This is a genomic window from Streptomyces sp. NPDC058307, from assembly GCF_042880295.1.
Classification (GTDB): domain Bacteria; phylum Actinomycetota; class Actinomycetes; order Streptomycetales; family Streptomycetaceae; genus Streptomyces.
This window is the reverse complement of record NZ_JBHVYZ010000032.1, coordinates 1-15554: the sequence shown is the minus strand read 5'-3', so window position 1 is coordinate 15554 and position 15554 is coordinate 1. Positions and strand designations below refer to the sequence as shown.

Here is a 15554-nt window from a genome sequence, read left to right as displayed (position 1 = left end):
AGGATTCAGAGCGCGCGCAGCGTCCAGCTCCAGCGGTGGACGCCCGGCGCGACGAGGTAGGAGGCGAAGGTGTCGGGTCCGCACGAGGCGGTGCCGAGGCCGCGGTGGGCCGCGTCGATGTGCACGACACAGCCCGCCCTCGGGAGGAGTTCGTCGTGGTGCGCCACAGCGGTGAGGTCCGCGGCGCGGTACCGGCTCACGCCGACCTGGCGGGGTTCGTCCAGGACGACCGTGAGGCCGGTGGCGTCCGGCGCGGAGAGCGTGAAGTGCCGTACACCGTGCCGGCCGCCGCTCTCCTGCGGACGCAGATAGGGGGTGAACAACGCGTCCACGGGCACCGAGTGATGCCCGACCGGCGCTCCGAAGGCGCGGTCCGGATACGACTCCCAGGGGCCCTGTCCGTACCACTCCATCAGGTCGAGCCCGGCGACCGTCTCGAACACGGAGCCGACCCGTGCCACGTCGTCGAGCCGCTCCGGCAGCTCGGCCGACTCCTCTACGTGGATCCCGCCCTCGACGGCCGTGAGGACCTGTACATGCCGGACGACACCGGCTTCGGTGGCGTACTCGGCCCGGACGGTGACCCGTCCGGGAGTCTGCCGGATGTGCGCGACCTTGCGCACCGGCGCGTCGAGGCCCCAGTCGCGCCAGCGCGCCGCCATGCCGCCGAGCTCGTCGTTGTCGGTGGGGGCGCGCCACAGGGAGAGTGCGGGGGCGCGGGTGAGCAGGGGGTGGATCAGGAGACCGTCGTCGTCGACTCTGACGGAACGGTTCCGCACGGCCGCGGGAGCATCCCGCACGGCCTCCCGCAGCCGCACCTGGGGCACGCACACCACCGTTCCGCGCGGCGCCCACGGCTCGTCGCCCGCGGTCGTCACCCGCAGCGTCAGCCACGCCTCGCCGCCGTCCTCGGGCAGCTCGAACGGCACCGGCAGCGTCGCCGTCTCACCGGGCCGCAGATCGGGCAGCGCGGCGGGCGCGGTCAGGGTGCCGCCCTCGGCCAGGGACAGCTCCCACTCGGCGGCGAGCCAGTCCAGGCCCCGGAAGTGCTGGTGGTTGCCGAGCACGATGCCCTCGTGCCGGAAGCACTCGATGCGCACCGGCGCCGCGATCTCCCGGTGCTCGTATATCACCGGCTTGGGCGTGCGGTCGGGCAGGACCACGCCGTCCGCGATGAAGGCGCCGTCGTGGCGGACCTCGCCGAAGTCGCCGCCGTACGCCCAGCGATGCCCGGGCGCGGCGACACCGTTGTCATACAGCCCGGCGCCCCCACGCCCGACCGGTCTGCCGTCGTTCACACGCTGGAGAATGCCGTGGTCCCACAACTCCCAGATGAACCCGCCCTGAAGACCCGGGGTTGACTCGATGGCCGCCCAATGGTCCGCGAGCGTGCCGTTGCTGTTGCCCATGGCGTGGGAGTACTCGCACCAGATCAGCGGTCTGGTCTGCCGCCCGGAGAGCGCGTGCTCCACACACTCCTCCAGCGAGGCGTACATGGGGCAGGCGATGTCGGACGCGTCGTCGGTGGCCGCCCAGTCGAGCTTGGCCGCGCCCTCGTACTGCACCGGTCGCGTCGGATCGTGGCGGCGCACCCACCCGGCGGCCGCGTCGTGGTTCGCCCCGTAGTCGGACTCGTTGCCCAGCGACCAGACGATCACCGACGGGTGGTTCTTGTCCCGCAGCACCATCCGCGAGACCCGGTCCACGAAGGCGTTCAGATAGCGCGGGTCGTCGGCGATCTCGTGGGCGTGGTCGTGCGACTCGATGTCCGCCTCGTCGACCACGTAGAACCCGAGCTCGTCGGCGAGGTCGTACAGCGCCGGGTCGTTCGGGTAGTGCGAGGTGCGGATCGCGTTGAACCCGAACCGCTTCAGGGTGACCAGATCCGCGCGCATGTCGTCGTACGACACCGTCCGCCCGGTCAGCGGGTGGAAGTCGTGCCGGTTGACGCCCCGGACGAACACCCGCTCGCCGTTGACCAGCAGGTCCCGGCCGGCGATCTCGACGTCCCGGAAGCCGATCCGGTGCCGTGCCGTGTCGGCGACCGTGCCGTCGGCGCGGTGCAGCCGGACGGTGAGGTCGTACAGCTCGGGGAGCTCGGCGTTCCAGGTGCGGACGTCCGGGACGGTGGCGGCCAGCCGCGCCTCGCCGAGGAAGTCGGAGACCCGGTCGTCCTCCCGGTTGAACCGGTCGAACTCCGCGTCCTGCGCCAGCAGCAGACCGTCCAGCTCCCCGCTGACGTACCAGCCCTCGGGCAGCGCGCCACCGGTGTCCCGGACCCGGCAGTCCACCCGCAGCTCACCGGCGTGGGAGGCCCGCACCGTGACGTCCGCCAGATGCAGCGGGTCCGTCACGTACAGCAGCACCGAGCGGGTGATCCCGCCGTGCCACCACTGGTCCTGGTCCTCGATGTGCGAGGCGTCCGACCACTTGACGACGGTGAGGCGCAGCGTGCTGGGTGAGCCGGGGGCGACCAGGCCCGTCAGGTCGAACTCGGCGGCCAGATGGGAGTCCTTGGAGATGCCGACGGGCCGCCCGTCCACGTGCACCAGCAGCACGCTCTCGGCGGCCCCGACCTGGAGCACGATCCGGTGTCCGGCCCACTCGACCGGGACGTCCAGCTCACGTTCGTACACCCCCGTGGGATTCGACGCGGGGGAGTGGGGCGGGAACTCGGGGAACGGCATACGGACGTTGAGGTACTGCGGCAGGTCGTCGGTGCCCTGCATCGTCCAGACACCGGGGACGTACGCCGAGGACCAGGCACCGCCGACCGGCGCGTCCGGAGTGGGCAGCAACTGGAAACGCCAGTCGCCGTCCAGGGGGAGTGCTCCGGGGCGCCGGTCGACGGCGTTCATGGGCAGCCGTCCCCAGGAGGTCACCTCGGGTGCCTCCCACGGGCGCAGGGCGATCAGGGCATCGTCCGTCATCCGCGCACGGCTCCCTTCGCGAGGTCGCCGATGATCTGCTTGGCGCCGATCGCGAACACGATGAGCAGCGGGACGAGGGCGAGCAGGGCGCCGGTCATCACGATGCCGTAGTCGGTGGTGCCGTGGGTGCCGTTGAGCTGGGACAGCGCGACCTGGAGGGTCACGTTGCCGGGGTCGGTCAGGGCGATCAGGGGCCAGGCGAAGTCGTTCCACTGGCCCATGAAGGTGAAGATGCCGAGGAAGGCGAGGCCGGGGCGGACCACCGGCAGCGCCACGTGCCAGTACTGGCGCAGGAAGTTGGCGCCGTCCAGCTTGGAGGCGTCGAGCAGTTCGTCGTGGATGGCCGTCTTCATGTACTGGCGCATCCAGAAGATGCCGAAGGCGTTGGCCGCGGCCGGCACGATCAGCGCGGTCATCGAGCCGATCCAGCCGATCTTCGCCATGATGACGAACTGCGGGATGACCGACAGCTGCGCCGGCACCATGAAGATGACCATGAGCAGCCCGAACAGCGCGTTCTTGCCGGGGAACTCGAACTTGGCGAAGACGAAGGCGGCGAGGGAGTCGAAGAGCAGGACCAGGAAGGTCACCGACACCGCGACCAGCAGCGAGTTCCACATCGACCCGAAGAAGTCGACGGCGTCGAAGAGATGGCGGACGTTCTCCAGGAAGTGCGTGCCCGGCAGCAGCTTCGGCGGGTAGGAGAAGATCTCCGTCGAGCTGTGCGTCGACATGATCACGGCCCAGTAGAACGGGAACGCCGAGGTCAGGGTGCCGATGATCAGCGGGAGGTGCAGCGCGATCCCTCTGCGGCGGGACCCCTTGATGGAAGCCATGGTGGGCCCTTCCTAGTCGCCCCGGCGCTGCACGAGGCGCCAGTTGATGATCGAGAAGAGGACGACGACGAGGAAGATGCCCCAGGCCACCGCGGCGCCGTACCCGAAGTCGTTGTTGTCGAAGGTCTGCTGGAAGAAGTAGAGGACCATCGTCTGGCCCGAGTGGCCCGGACCGCCCGCGAACGTCGAGTCGTTGGAGGAGGTCTGGAGCAGGACCTGTGGCTCGGAGAAGCTCTGCAGACCGGTGACGGTCGAGACGACGAGCACGAACAGCAGGGTGGGCCGCAGCAGCGGCAGCGTGATCCGGAAGAAGGTCTGGACGGGCCCGGCCCCGTCCACGCGCGACGCCTCGTACAGCTCGCCCGGGATGGTCTGCAGTCCGGCGAGGAAGATGATGGCGTTGTAGCCGGTCCACTGCCAGGTCATCAGCGCGGCGATGGTGACCTTGATGCCCCACGGCGTGTTCAGCCAGGCCACCTGGTCGATCCCGACCGCGTGCAGGACGGCGTTCACCATGCCGGCGTTGGTGGAGAAGATCGAGCCGAAGACGATGGCGATCGCGACGACCGAGGTGACGTTCGGCAGGAAGTACGCGACGCGGTACAGGCCCTTGAAGCGGACCGCGGAGTTGAGCATCACGGCCGTGACCATCGCCAGCAGGATCATGGGGAAGGTGGCCAGCGCCCAGATGATGAGGGTGTTGCCGATCGAGTTCCAGAAGTCGCTGTCGCTCAGCAGGTACTGGTACTGCGAGAGTCCGGCCCACTCCATCGGGCCGAGGCCGTCCCAGCGGTGGAAGGACAGGTAGAGCGAGAAGCCGACCGGGAAGAGCCCGAAGCCGAGGAAGATCAGGTAGAAGGGGGAGATCGCGGCGTAGAGGTGCCAGTACTTGCGCCAGCCCTTCTTGGGCCGCGTGGGCGACGGCTGCGCCACCGCGGGCGCGGTCTGCTCCAGGACGGCCATCAGTAGCTCACCCCCAGGTGCTTCGCGATGCGACGGCACTTGCTCATGGCGTCACTCCAGGCCTTCTTGGGATCCTTGCCGAGGACGCCGACGTTCTTGATCTCGTCCTTGATGGGCTGCCCGAGCGCGATGTCGAACGGGCTGTTGTAGGCGACCACGATCTTCTGCGCGGCCGGCCCGAAGACGTCCGTGGTGACCTGGCCGCCGAAGAACGGGTCGGGCTCCCGCATCTGCTCGAGACCGTAGGAGGCGGGCGTGGAGGGGAAGAGGCCCGCGTCGACGTAACCCTGCGCCTGGTTGGACGCGTCGAGGATCCAGGTGATGATCTCGAAGGCCTGCTCGGGCTCCCGGCACTCCTTGGTGACCGACAGGAAGGAGCCCCCGTTGTTGGCGGGCCTGACCGGCATCTGCGCCACCCGCCACCTGCCCTTGGTCTTCGGCACGCCGTTCTTGATGTCGAAGGCGGCCCAGGAGGCGTTCAGCTGGCTCGGCAGCGTGCCGTCCTGGATCGCCGACAGCTGGTCCGGGGTACCGCTGACCAGGTCCGAGACGATCTTCCGCTGCTTGGCCTCCACGGCCAGCGCCCAGGCCCGGCGCACGTGTTCCCGGTCGCCGATGAAGTGGCGGTCCTTGTCGACGTACCGCTCGGCGCCCTGCTGCACGACGTTCTCGAAGACCGAGTTGATGTCGGTGAGCAGCTTCGCGCCCGGCACCCGCCTGCCCAGCCGCACGCCCGCGTCGAAGAACTTCTCCCAGGTGTCGAGCTGCGCGCTCACGTCGTCGGGCTCGTACGGCAGCCCTGCTTTACGGAAGACGTCGTACTGGTAAAAATGCGCGACCGGTCCGCAGTCGATCGGGAAGCCGACCATCGTGCCGTCGTCGGCGATGCCCTGGTCCCACTTCCAGGACAGGTACTGGTCCTTGTACTTGTCCGCGCCCAGCGTCCGCAGATCGACGAACTGGTCCGCGTTCGGCAGATAGGCGGCCATGTCCTCGCCCTTGAGCCCCGCGATGTCGGGGATGTGGGCCCGGCCGGTGATGGTGGTGATGAGCTTCGAGCGGTACTGGCCGCCGATCTGGATGGCCTGGAGGTCCACCGAAGCGCCGTAACGGGCCTTGGCGTTCTTGACGACGGTGTCGCTGAGACCGCCGCTCCAGTACCAGAGGACCATGTTCCGGCCGGTGGAACCGGCCGGCACGGCGCAACCGGTGGCCAGGCCGCCGAGTGCCGCGGCGGCTGTACCGCCCAGGCCCGCGCGGAACAGGCCTCTTCGTGAGAGCCGCACAGCTCCCACCGCCTTTCGGGTCTTTTCGCAACGTGCGTGTGAGGGGCTCGTGGGGGCTTGCGGATCAGTGCTGCCGTGCGGTGTCGGGCGGGAGGACGGGGGAGTGCGCGGACGGTGGGCTGTCCGGGGCGATCGGGGCGTGCTCGGCCGACGGGGTCCGCGGTGCTGCCGGTGGGTGCTCGGCCCCCGGGGTGACGGGCGCGACGGGTGCCGGCCTGGCCGGCGGGGTGACCGGCGCGTGGTGGACCGGCGGGCCCACGTCCGCGGGGATGCGGTCGGCCAGGAAGCCGTACGCGCGCTGCAGATCGGGATCCGTCAGCGAGCGCCACCACTGGTCCACTCCGTACCAGCCCGGCGCCGCCAGGGCCCCACCGTGATGCCGTACCGACAGACCGGCGGCGAGGACGGCGAACCGCAGCCGTTCCTCCAGCGGCCAGCCGCCGAGCGAGGCCGCGACGAAACTCGCGCCGAACACGTCACCCGCGCCCGTGGCGTCGAGGACCTCGACGTCCAGGGCCGGCACGTCCGCGTACTCGCCGGTCATCTGGTCGACGGCGACCGCCCCGTCGCCGCCCCGCGTGACCACGGCCACCGGCACCAGCTCGGAGAGCGTGCCGAGCGCCGCGACCGCGCTGTCGGTGCGGGTGTAGGCCATCGCCTCGCCCTCGTTGGGCAGGAAGGCATGGCACAGGGCCAGCTGGTCGAGGAGGTCGGTCGACCACACCTGGGTGGGATCCCAGCCGACGTCCGCGTAGATCTGCGTGCCGTTCGCGGCGGCCTTGGCGAGCCAGGCGCGCGGCTCGGCCTCCAGGTGCACCAGGGCCGTGCGCGCCTCGGGCGGGTCGCCCATGAGCGTGTCCTGCGAGTACGGCGGCTCCTGGCCGTGGGTGACCAGCGCCCGGTCGTCACCGTGGGCGAGCGCTACGGTGACGGGGGTGTGCCAGCCGTCCGCGACCCGTGAGAGCGAGAGGTCGACGCCTTCCTGGCCCGCGAGGATCTCCTGGCAGTGGGCGCCGTAGAAGTCGTCGCCGAAGACCGTGGCCAGCGAGGTGCGCAGGCCGAAGCGGGAGGCGGCCACGGCCAGGTTGGCGATGCCGCCGGGGCCGCAGCCCATGCCGGCCGTCCAGATCTCCTCACCCGGTGTCGGCGGCTTTCCCAGACCTGTCAGGACGAGGTCGTAGAAGAGCAGCCCGGTCAGCAGGACCTCGGGCCGGTCGTCGTCCACGTGAGCGCCTCTCGTCAAAACTCGTCAATTTCGATGACGGGAATCGTGCGCTGCTCCGCGAGATTGGTCAATACCCAAGCAGAACTGAGCATGGAAATGATTGAAGATGACGAGTAGTGTTCGCGGCGTGCTGGCTGAACGACGACACCAACTCATCCTGCGGGCCCTGCGCTCGGGCGGCCCCGCTGCTGTGACCGACCTCTCCGAACAGCTCGGTGTGAGCCCCGCCACCATCCGGCGTGACCTCGTCAAGCTGGAGGAGGACGGACTGCTCACCCGGGTGCACGGCGGCGCGCGCGCCGAGGAGGGCGATCAGCCCTTCGAGGAGGTCGCCGAGGTCCGGGTGGCCGAGAAGGACGCCATAGCCGCCCGCGCCGCGGCGCTGGTCCAGGACGGCCAGTCGGTGCTGCTCGACATCGGCACCACCGCCTACCGGCTGGCCCGGCAGCTGCACGGCCGCCGGCTCACCGTGATCACCAGCAACCTGGTGGTCTACGAGGAGCTCGCCGACGACGAGGGCATCGAGCTGGTGCTGCTCGGCGGCATGGTCCGCCGCGAGTACCGCTCCCTGGTCGGCTTCCTCACCGAGGACAACCTGCGCCAGCTGCACGCCGACTGGCTCTTCCTCGGCACCAGTGGAGTGCGCCCGGGTGGGCAGGTGATGGACACGACGGTCGTGGAGGTGCCGGTGAAACGGGCGATGATCAAGGCGAGCGAAAAGGTCGTCCTGCTCGCCGACACCGCCAAGTTCCCGGGCACGGGCATGGCGAAGGTCTGCGGTCCCGAGGCCCTGGACGTGGTGGTGACGAACGCGCCGGTCGACGCGGTGACCCGGTCCTCCCTGGAGGAGGCGGGCGTCGAGGTGGTCCTGGCAGGAAAGGCTCAACGGTGAAACTGACGATTCTTGGCGGCGGCGGCTTCCGGGTCCCGCTCGTGTACGGCGCGCTGCTGACGGACCGCGCGGAAGGCCGGGTGACCGAGGTCGTCCTGCACGACCTCGACGCCCGCAGGCTCTCCGCGGTGTCCCGCGTGCTCGCCGAGCAGGCGGCACAGGTCCCGGACGCCCCCACGGTGACCGCCACCACCGACCTCGACGAGGCCCTGCGCGGCGCCGACTTCATCTTCTCGGCGATCCGCGTCGGCGGCCTGGAAGGGCGTGCCGACGACGAGCGGGTGGCCCTCGACGAGGGCGTCCTCGGCCAGGAGACGGTCGGCGCGGGCGGTATCGCCTACGGCCTGCGCACGGTCCCGGTGGCCGTGGACATCGCCCGGCGCGTGGCCCGCCTCGCCCCCGACGCCTGGGTCATCAACTTCACCAACCCGGCGGGCCTGGTCACCGAGGCCATGTCCCGCCACCTCGGCGACCGCGTCATCGGCATCTGCGACTCCCCGGTCGGCCTCGGCCGCCGTATCGCCCGCGTGCTCGGCGCCGACCCCAACGAGGCCTGGATCGACTACGTCGGCCTCAACCACCTCGGCTGGGTCCGGGGCCTGAAGATCGCCGGCCGGGACGAGCTCCCGCGGCTGCTCGCCGACTCCGACCTGCTCGGTTCCTTCGAGGAGGGCAAGCTCTTCGGCGTCGACTGGCTCCAGTCGCTCGGCGCGATCCCCAACGAGTACCTGCACTACTACTACTTCAACCGCGAGGCCGTCCGCTCCTACCAGCAGGCCGAGAAGACCCGCGGCGCCTTCCTCGCCGACCAGCAGGCACGGTTCTACGACGAGGTGGGCGCCCCCGGTGCCAGGGCGCTGGACGTCTGGGACCGCACGCGTGCCGAGCGCGAGGCCACCTACATGTCCGAGAACCGGGAGACGGCCGGTGCCGGCGAACGCGACGCCGACGACCTCTCCGGCGGCTACGAGAAGGTCGCCCTCGCCCTGATGCGGGCCATCGCCCGCGACGAACGCGCCACCCTGATCCTCAACGTCCGCAACCAGGGCACGCTCTCCGTGCTCGACCACGACGCCGTCATCGAGGTGCCCTGCCTCGTCGACGCCAACGGCGCCCACCCCGTCTCCGTCGCCCCGCTGCCCGACCACGCCAACGGCCTGGTGTGCTCGGTCAAGGCGGTCGAGCGGGAGGTGCTGGCCGCCGCCGAGTCCGCCTCGCGCGCGACCGCGGTGAAGGCCTTCGCGCTGCACCCGCTGGTCGACTCCGTCAATGTCGCCCGCAAGCTGGTCGAGGGCTACACCTTGGTGCATCCGGGGCTCGCGTACCTTAAGTAGCGACGGTTTTTGGAAAGCGCTTTCCCCGCGGTGCTTTTCCCACGCTCCCCGGCCCCACCAGCTCGCCCTCTCCCTCCCTGGAGACCCTTCATGCACGACGAACGCCGCCGCATCGAGGAGCGCGTCCAGCGCGCCCACGACCAGCGCATCAAGCCCGCGATCTACGCGGCCACCGTCCCGTTCGAGGTCGAGGCCTGGCAGGCGCCGGGCGAGCCGGTCTCCTTCGAGGAGGCCGCGGCCGCCCGCTACACGCCCTTCGCGATGAACACCCCGTGGGGCCCGCCCTGGGGCACCACCTGGTTCCGGATGCGCGGACAGGTGCCCGCCGAGTGGGCCGGCAGGCGCGTCGAGGCCGTCATCGACCTCGGCTTCGTCGGCGACTGGCCCGGCAACCAGGCCGAGGCCCTGGTCCACCTCGCCGACGGCCGCCCCCTGAAGGCCGTCAACCCGCTCAACCAGTACGTCCCCGTCGCCAACCCGGCGAACGGCGGCGAGGAGATCGACTACCTGGTCGAGGCCGCCTCCAACCCGGACATCCTCAAGGACAACTTCTCCAAGGTCACGCCGATGGGCGACAAGCTCACGGCCGGCTCCGCGCCCCTCTACACCTTCCAGCGCGCCGACCTCGCGATCCTCGACGAGGAGGTCTTCCACCTCGACCTGGACCTCCAGGTGCTGCTCGGCGTCATGGTCCACCTCGGGGAGCACGAGCCCCGCCGCCACGAGATCCTGCACGCCCTGGACCGGGCCATGGACGCCCTCGACCTGGACGACGTCTCCGGCAGCGCGGCAGCCGTCCGCGAGGTCCTCGTGCCGGTGCTGGCCAAGCCCGCCCACGCGAGCGCGCACACCATCTCCGGCGTCGGCCACGCCCACATCGACTCCGCGTGGCTGTGGCCCATCCGCGAGACCAAGCGCAAGACGTCCCGCACCTTCTCCAACGTCACCGCGCTCGCCGACGAGTACGACGACTTCATCTTCGCCTGCTCCCAGGCCCAGCAGTACGAGTGGGTGCGCGACAACTACCCGCACGTCTGGGCTCGCATCCAGGACTCCGTGAAGAAGGGCCAGTGGGCCCCCGTCGGCGGCATGTGGGTCGAGGCCGACGGCAACCTGCCCGGCGGCGAGGCCATCGCCCGCCAGCTCGTCCACGGCAAGCGGTTCTTCATCGAGCACTTCGGTGTCGAGACCAAGGGCGTGTGGCTGCCGGACTCCTTCGGCTACACCGCCGCCTACCCGCAGCTCGCCAAGCTCGCCGGCAACGACTGGTTCCTCACCCAGAAGATCTCCTGGAACCAGACCAACAAGTTCCCCCACCACACCTTCTGGTGGGAGGGCATCGACGGCACCCGCATCTTCACCCACTTCCCGCCCGTCGACACCTACAACGCCCGCTTCAGCGGCGAGGAGATGGACCGCGCGGTCCGCAACTACAACGAGAAGGGCGGCGGGACGCGCTCGCTGGCCCCCTTCGGCTGGGGCGACGGCGGAGGCGGCCCCACCCGCGAGATCATGGAACGGGCCCGGCGCCTCGCCGACCTGGAGGGCTCGCCCAAGGTCGTCGTCGAGCACCCCGACGAGTTCTTCGCCCAGGCCCGCGCCGAGTACCCGGACGCCCCCGTCTGGGTCGGCGAGCTCTACCTGGAGCTGCACCGCGCCACCTACACCTCGCAGGCCCGCACCAAGCAGGGCAACCGGCGCTCCGAGCACAAGCTGCGCGAGGCCGAGCTGTGGGCGACCACGGCCGCGCTGCACGCGCCGGGCTACTCCTACCCGTACGAGAAGCTCGACCGCCTGTGGAAGACGGTCCTGCTGCACCAGTTCCACGACATCCTGCCGGGCTCCTCGATCGCCTGGGTGCACCGCGAGGCGGAGGCCGAATACGCGCGCGTGGCCGAGGAGTTGGAGGCGCTGACCGCCGAGGCGGTGGCCGCGCTGGGCGCCGGTGACACGCGGGTCTTCAACACCAGCCCCTTCGACCGGGCCGAGGTGGTACGCACGTCCGAGGGCGCTCTCGCGTACGTCGAGGTACCCGCGAGCGGCAGCACGCCGCTCGTCGACGCCAAGCCCGCCCAGCCCGTGCAGGCCGAGGGCCGGGTCCTCGACAACGGCCTGGTGCGCGTGGAGGTTGCGGAGGACGGCACGCTGTCGTCCGTCCTCGACCTGCGGGCCGGCCGGGAGGTGCTGGGCGACAAGGGCAACCTGCTCCGGCTGCACACCGACCTCCCGAACTACTGGGACGCCTGGGACATCGACAAGCACTACAACAACCGGTACACGGACCTGCTGGAGCCCACCTCGGTCGAGGTCGTCTCGGAGGACCCGCTCCTCGGCGCGATCCGCGTGACCCGGGCCTTCGGCAAGGGCTCGACGATCACCCAGACCATCACCCTGCGCGCCGACAGCCCCCGGATCGACTTCGAGACCGACATCGACTGGCACGAGGCCGAGAAGATCCTCAAGGCGGCCTTCCCGATCGACGTGCGGGCCGCGCACTCCTCGGCGGAGATCCAGTTCGGCCACGTCCAGCGGCCCACGCACACCAACACCAGCTGGGAGGCGGCCCGTTTCGAGGTCTCCGGGCACCGCTGGGTGCACGTCGGCGAACCGGGCTACGGCGTCGCCGTGCTCAACGACTCCACCTACGGCCACGACGTCTCCCGTACGGTCCGTGAGGACGGCGGTACGACGACCACGGTCCGGCTCAGCCTGGTCCGCGCCCCGCGCATCCCGGACCCGGAGGCCGACCAGGGCAGGCACCGCTTCACCTACGCGCTGCTGCCCGGCGCGAGCATCGAGGACACCGTCGCCGAGGGCTACTCCCTCAACCTCCCGCTCCGGGTGGCGGACGCGTCCGGCGCCCCCCAGCCGGTCGTCTCGGTCGACGGCGAGGGCGTGACCGTCGAGGCGGTCAAGCTCGCCGACGACGGCTCCGGTGACGTCGTGGTCCGTCTCTACGAGTCGGGCGGCGGCCGCGCCCGGGGCGTGCTGCGCACCGGGTTCCCGCTGGCGGGCGCCCAGGTCACCGACCTCCTGGAGCGCCCGCTGGAGGACGAGACGGCCGAGGTCGCCGACGGCGGCGTGGCGGTCTCGCTGCGCCCCTTCCAGGTGCTGACGCTCCGGCTGCGCAGGGGCTGACCCGTGCCGATGCAACCGTGGTTCACCGACGCCAAGTTGGGGATCTTCGTCCACTGGGGCATCTACGCCGTGGACGGCGTCCAGGAGTCCTGGTCGTTCTACGACGACATCGTCCCGCACGAGCAGTACATGTCCCAGCTGGAGCGCTTCACGGGGGCGAAGTACGACCCCCGCGCGTGGGCCGGCCTGTTCGCCCGCGCGGGCGCGAGGTACGCGGTGCTGACGAGCCGTCACCATGACGGAGTGGCCCTGTGGGACACGGAGTTCGGCGACCTGAACCTCGGCAGGGACTACCTCGGTCCCTACGCCGAGGCGCTGCGGGACAAGGGCCTGAAGGTCGGCCTGTACTACTCGCACTCCGACTGGAACCACCCGGACTACGCCTCCACGCGCAAGCCGGGCCGCCCGCCGGAGCAGGAGGACAACCGCTACTCCGAGGTCGCGGCCGAGGACGAGGACCTGGCGGCCTGGGAGCGGTTCATCGCCTACCGGGACGGCCAGATCCGGGAGCTCGCCTCCCGCTACCGGCCCGACCTGATGTGGTTCGACGGTGAGTGGGAGCGCAGCGAGGAGCAGTGGCGCATCCCCGAACTCGCCGCGCTCATCCGGTCGTACGTGCCGGACGTCGTCTTCAACGCACGCATGCTCAGTGAGGGCGACTACGCCACCCCCGAACAGGGCGCCCCCATCGAACCGCCCGACGGTCCCTGGGAGTTGTGCCTGACGATCAACGACTCGTGGGGCTACCAGCACCACGACCACCACTACAAGTCGCTCGCCCAGCTCATCCGCTATTTCACCGAGACCATCGGCGGGGGCGGCAACCTGCTACTCGACGTCGGCCCGCGGGAGGACGGCACCATCCCCGAGCCTCAGGTGGAGCGCCTGGAGGGACTGGGGGAGTGGATCCACAAGCACTCCGAGGCCGTGTACGGGACCATGCGCGGGCTGCCCGCCGGGCACCACTACGGGCCCAGCACGCTCTCCGCGGACGGCCGGACGCTCTATCTGGTGCTCTTCGACGCGCCCCGCGCCGAAGTGGGCCTGCGGGGCCTGGTCACCCCGGTCCGCAGGGTCACCGTCCTGGGCACCGGCAAGGAACTGGGCCACCAGGTGGTCGGCGGACTCCACGAGGCCGTGGGCACCGTGTGGATCGACCCGCCGGCCGAGGCCGACCTCGATCCGTACGCCACGGTGCTCAAGGTGGAGCTGGACGGGGAACTGGAGCTGTACCGGGGGGCGGGCCGGTCCTGACGGCGATGCCGGGCCACGGCGGGTTTTGAGGCCGCCGTGGCCCGGCATCCGCAAGGGACGGGGCTCAGCCGGTGAACCCGGCCGTGATCGAGGTGAACTGCCAGGTGCTCTGGCTGATGCCGGAGCAGTTGCTGACGACTCCGCCGCCCGGGCACGGCCGGTCGCGGTTGACCGACCAGAAGGCGAGCCGGGCGAGGTGATGGGAGTTCGCCCAGTCCCGGATCTGGGTCCAGATCGCCGGGGTCGTGTTCTCCTGCTGGTCGGAGAGGCCGTTCATGCCGGAGATGCCGATGTGGGCGTACGCGGTGGCGTCGTCCCAGCCGAAGGTGGACTTCAGCTTGGCCTTCAGCCCCTCCGTGGCGTTCACGGTGCTGCCGTACATGTCCGAGCCGCCGCCGAAGTCGAACGGCATGATGGTGAACACGTCGATGTTCGCGCCCAGCGACTGCGCCTGCTCGATGAGCCGGTTGCCGTAGTAGGTCGGGCCGGTGGTCGAGGTGCCGAAGGTGACGATGGTCTTCAGGCCGGGGTTGTTGGCCTTGACCGTCTTCAGCGCGGTGAGGATCCTCGCCTGCACGGCCTCGTTCTCGAACTCGTCGCTGTTCTCGATGTCCATGTCGATCGCCTTGAGCGAGTAGGCGTCGATCACCTTCTGCAGGGCGGCGGCGAGCGCGCTCGCGGAGGAGCAGTTGGCGCCGAGCTTGCTGCCCTGCCAGCCGCCGAAGGACGGCACGATGTCACCGCCGGCGGCACGGATCTGGTTGATGGCGGTCTGGTCGGCACCGCCGGTCAGCGGCCTGCTGCCGTCCCAGGCGGGGTTGCAGCCACCGGAGTCCAGTACGAACGCCATCGTGAACCACTTGACGCCGGTCGCGCTCATCACCGTGCTCGGGCTCGGCGGGTCGCCCCAGCCCTCGTACAGATACGGCGCGGCCTGCTTGAAGCCGGTACCGCCCCCGCCGCCCGCGTCGGTCGTCACGCTCACGGAGTTGGAGGCCCCGGAGGTGTTCCCGGCCGCGTCACGCGCCTTGACGGTGAAGGTGTACGCCGTGCTGGGCGAGAGACCGCTGACGGTGGCGGACGTGCCGGAGACGGCGAGGACGTTGGTGGAGCCGCTGTAGATGTCGTAGGCCGTGACGCCCACGTTGTCCGTGGCGGCGTTCCACTTCAGGGACACGCTGGACGACGTCTTGCCCGTGGTGGCCAGCCCGGTCGGCGTGCTCGGCGCCTGGGTGTCCGAACTCCCGCCACCACCGGGCCCGTCGAGGCTGATGTCGTCGGCGTAGTAGGTGCCCTGGGCGTACCAGCCGTGGACGTAGATCGTGGCACTGGTCTGCGCGGCACCGGTGGTGAAGCTCGTGGTGAGCCGGCTGTACGCCGACGGGGAGCTCGTCCAGGTGGAGGCGCCGCCGTTCACGCCGAGGTAGACGTAGGAGCCGCGGACCCAGCCGCTGAGCGAGTAGGTCGTGTTCGGCTGGACGGCGACGGTCTGGCTGCACTGGGCGTTGTCGCTCGAACTCACCGCTCCCTGAAGGGACTTGGAGCCCCCGTGCACGGGAGAGGAGACGACCGAACCGAGGTTGCCGGTGCAGGTCCAGGGGGAGAGGCTCCCCGATTCGAAGCCGGGGTTGGCGAGGACGTTGGCTTCCTAATGCTGTTGTCAAGCTGCCGCAGTCACCGGTGGTACCACTTCGTA

9 protein-coding genes and 1 pseudogene are annotated in these 15554 nt (G+C 70.3%); 4 read left to right on the top strand and 6 right to left on the bottom strand.

Going from position 1 to position 15554, the window contains the following annotated elements:
- Window positions 1–5 precede the first annotated feature (5 nt).
- The 5 genes from ACFVYN_RS22850 to ACFVYN_RS22830 all read right to left on the bottom strand — a co-directional run bounded on the left by ACFVYN_RS22850 (window position 6) and on the right by ACFVYN_RS22830 (window position 7240).
- Window positions 6–2930 carry a glycoside hydrolase family 2 TIM barrel-domain containing protein gene (locus ACFVYN_RS22850; RefSeq protein WP_390001321.1) on the bottom strand — a complete coding sequence of 975 codons (2925 nt, stop codon included), beginning with the start codon at window positions 2928–2930 and terminating at the stop codon, window positions 6–8.
- Window positions 2927–3766: a carbohydrate ABC transporter permease gene (locus ACFVYN_RS22845; protein WP_390001319.1), complete on the bottom strand. Its 840-nt coding sequence runs from the start codon at window positions 3764–3766 to the stop codon at window positions 2927–2929. Before ACFVYN_RS22845 ends, ACFVYN_RS22850 begins: the two co-directional genes overlap by 4 nt.
- Before the next feature lie 12 nt (window positions 3767–3778).
- Window positions 3779–4729 (bottom strand): carbohydrate ABC transporter permease, encoded by a 951-nt coding sequence (locus ACFVYN_RS22840; protein ID WP_390001317.1) that lies wholly within the window; start codon window positions 4727–4729, stop codon window positions 3779–3781.
- Complete coding sequence (locus ACFVYN_RS22835; protein WP_390001316.1) at window positions 4729–6015, bottom strand: extracellular solute-binding protein; 1287 nt, start codon at window positions 6013–6015, stop codon at window positions 4729–4731. Before ACFVYN_RS22835 ends, ACFVYN_RS22840 begins: the two co-directional genes overlap by 1 nt.
- 64 nt (window positions 6016–6079) lie before the next feature.
- The gene (locus ACFVYN_RS22830; RefSeq protein WP_390001315.1) at window positions 6080–7240 is read right to left on the bottom strand and encodes a carbohydrate kinase family protein; all 1161 of its coding nucleotides are present in this window, start codon (window positions 7238–7240) and stop codon (window positions 6080–6082) included.
- A gap of 127 nt (window positions 7241–7367) precedes the next feature.
- On the opposite strand from ACFVYN_RS22830, the gene ACFVYN_RS22825 reads away from it, so the two are divergent.
- The 4 genes from ACFVYN_RS22825 (at window position 7368) to ACFVYN_RS22810 (ending at window position 13858) form a co-directional block, all read left to right on the top strand.
- The gene (locus ACFVYN_RS22825) at window positions 7368–8132 is read left to right on the top strand and encodes a DeoR/GlpR family DNA-binding transcription regulator (RefSeq protein WP_390001313.1); all 765 of its coding nucleotides are present in this window, start codon (window positions 7368–7370) and stop codon (window positions 8130–8132) included.
- Entirely contained in the window at window positions 8129–9466 is a 1338-nt protein-coding gene (locus ACFVYN_RS22820) for a 6-phospho-beta-glucosidase (RefSeq protein WP_390001311.1), read from the top strand. The genes ACFVYN_RS22825 and ACFVYN_RS22820 overlap by 4 nt, the downstream gene beginning before the upstream one ends.
- A 90-nt stretch (window positions 9467–9556) precedes the next feature.
- Window positions 9557–12604: an alpha-mannosidase gene (locus ACFVYN_RS22815; RefSeq protein ID WP_390001309.1), complete on the top strand. Its 3048-nt coding sequence runs from the start codon at window positions 9557–9559 to the stop codon at window positions 12602–12604.
- A 3-nt stretch (window positions 12605–12607) separates the two neighbouring features.
- Window positions 12608–13858, top strand: a complete 1251-nt coding sequence (locus ACFVYN_RS22810) for an alpha-L-fucosidase (RefSeq protein ID WP_390001307.1) — start codon at window positions 12608–12610, stop codon at window positions 13856–13858.
- 64 nt (window positions 13859–13922) lie between these two features.
- Here ACFVYN_RS22810 and ACFVYN_RS22805 read toward each other — a convergent pair.
- Window positions 13923–15503: pseudogene (locus ACFVYN_RS22805) on the bottom strand (carbohydrate binding domain-containing protein); the annotation flags it as partial.
- Window positions 15504–15554: the final 51 nt, after the last annotated feature.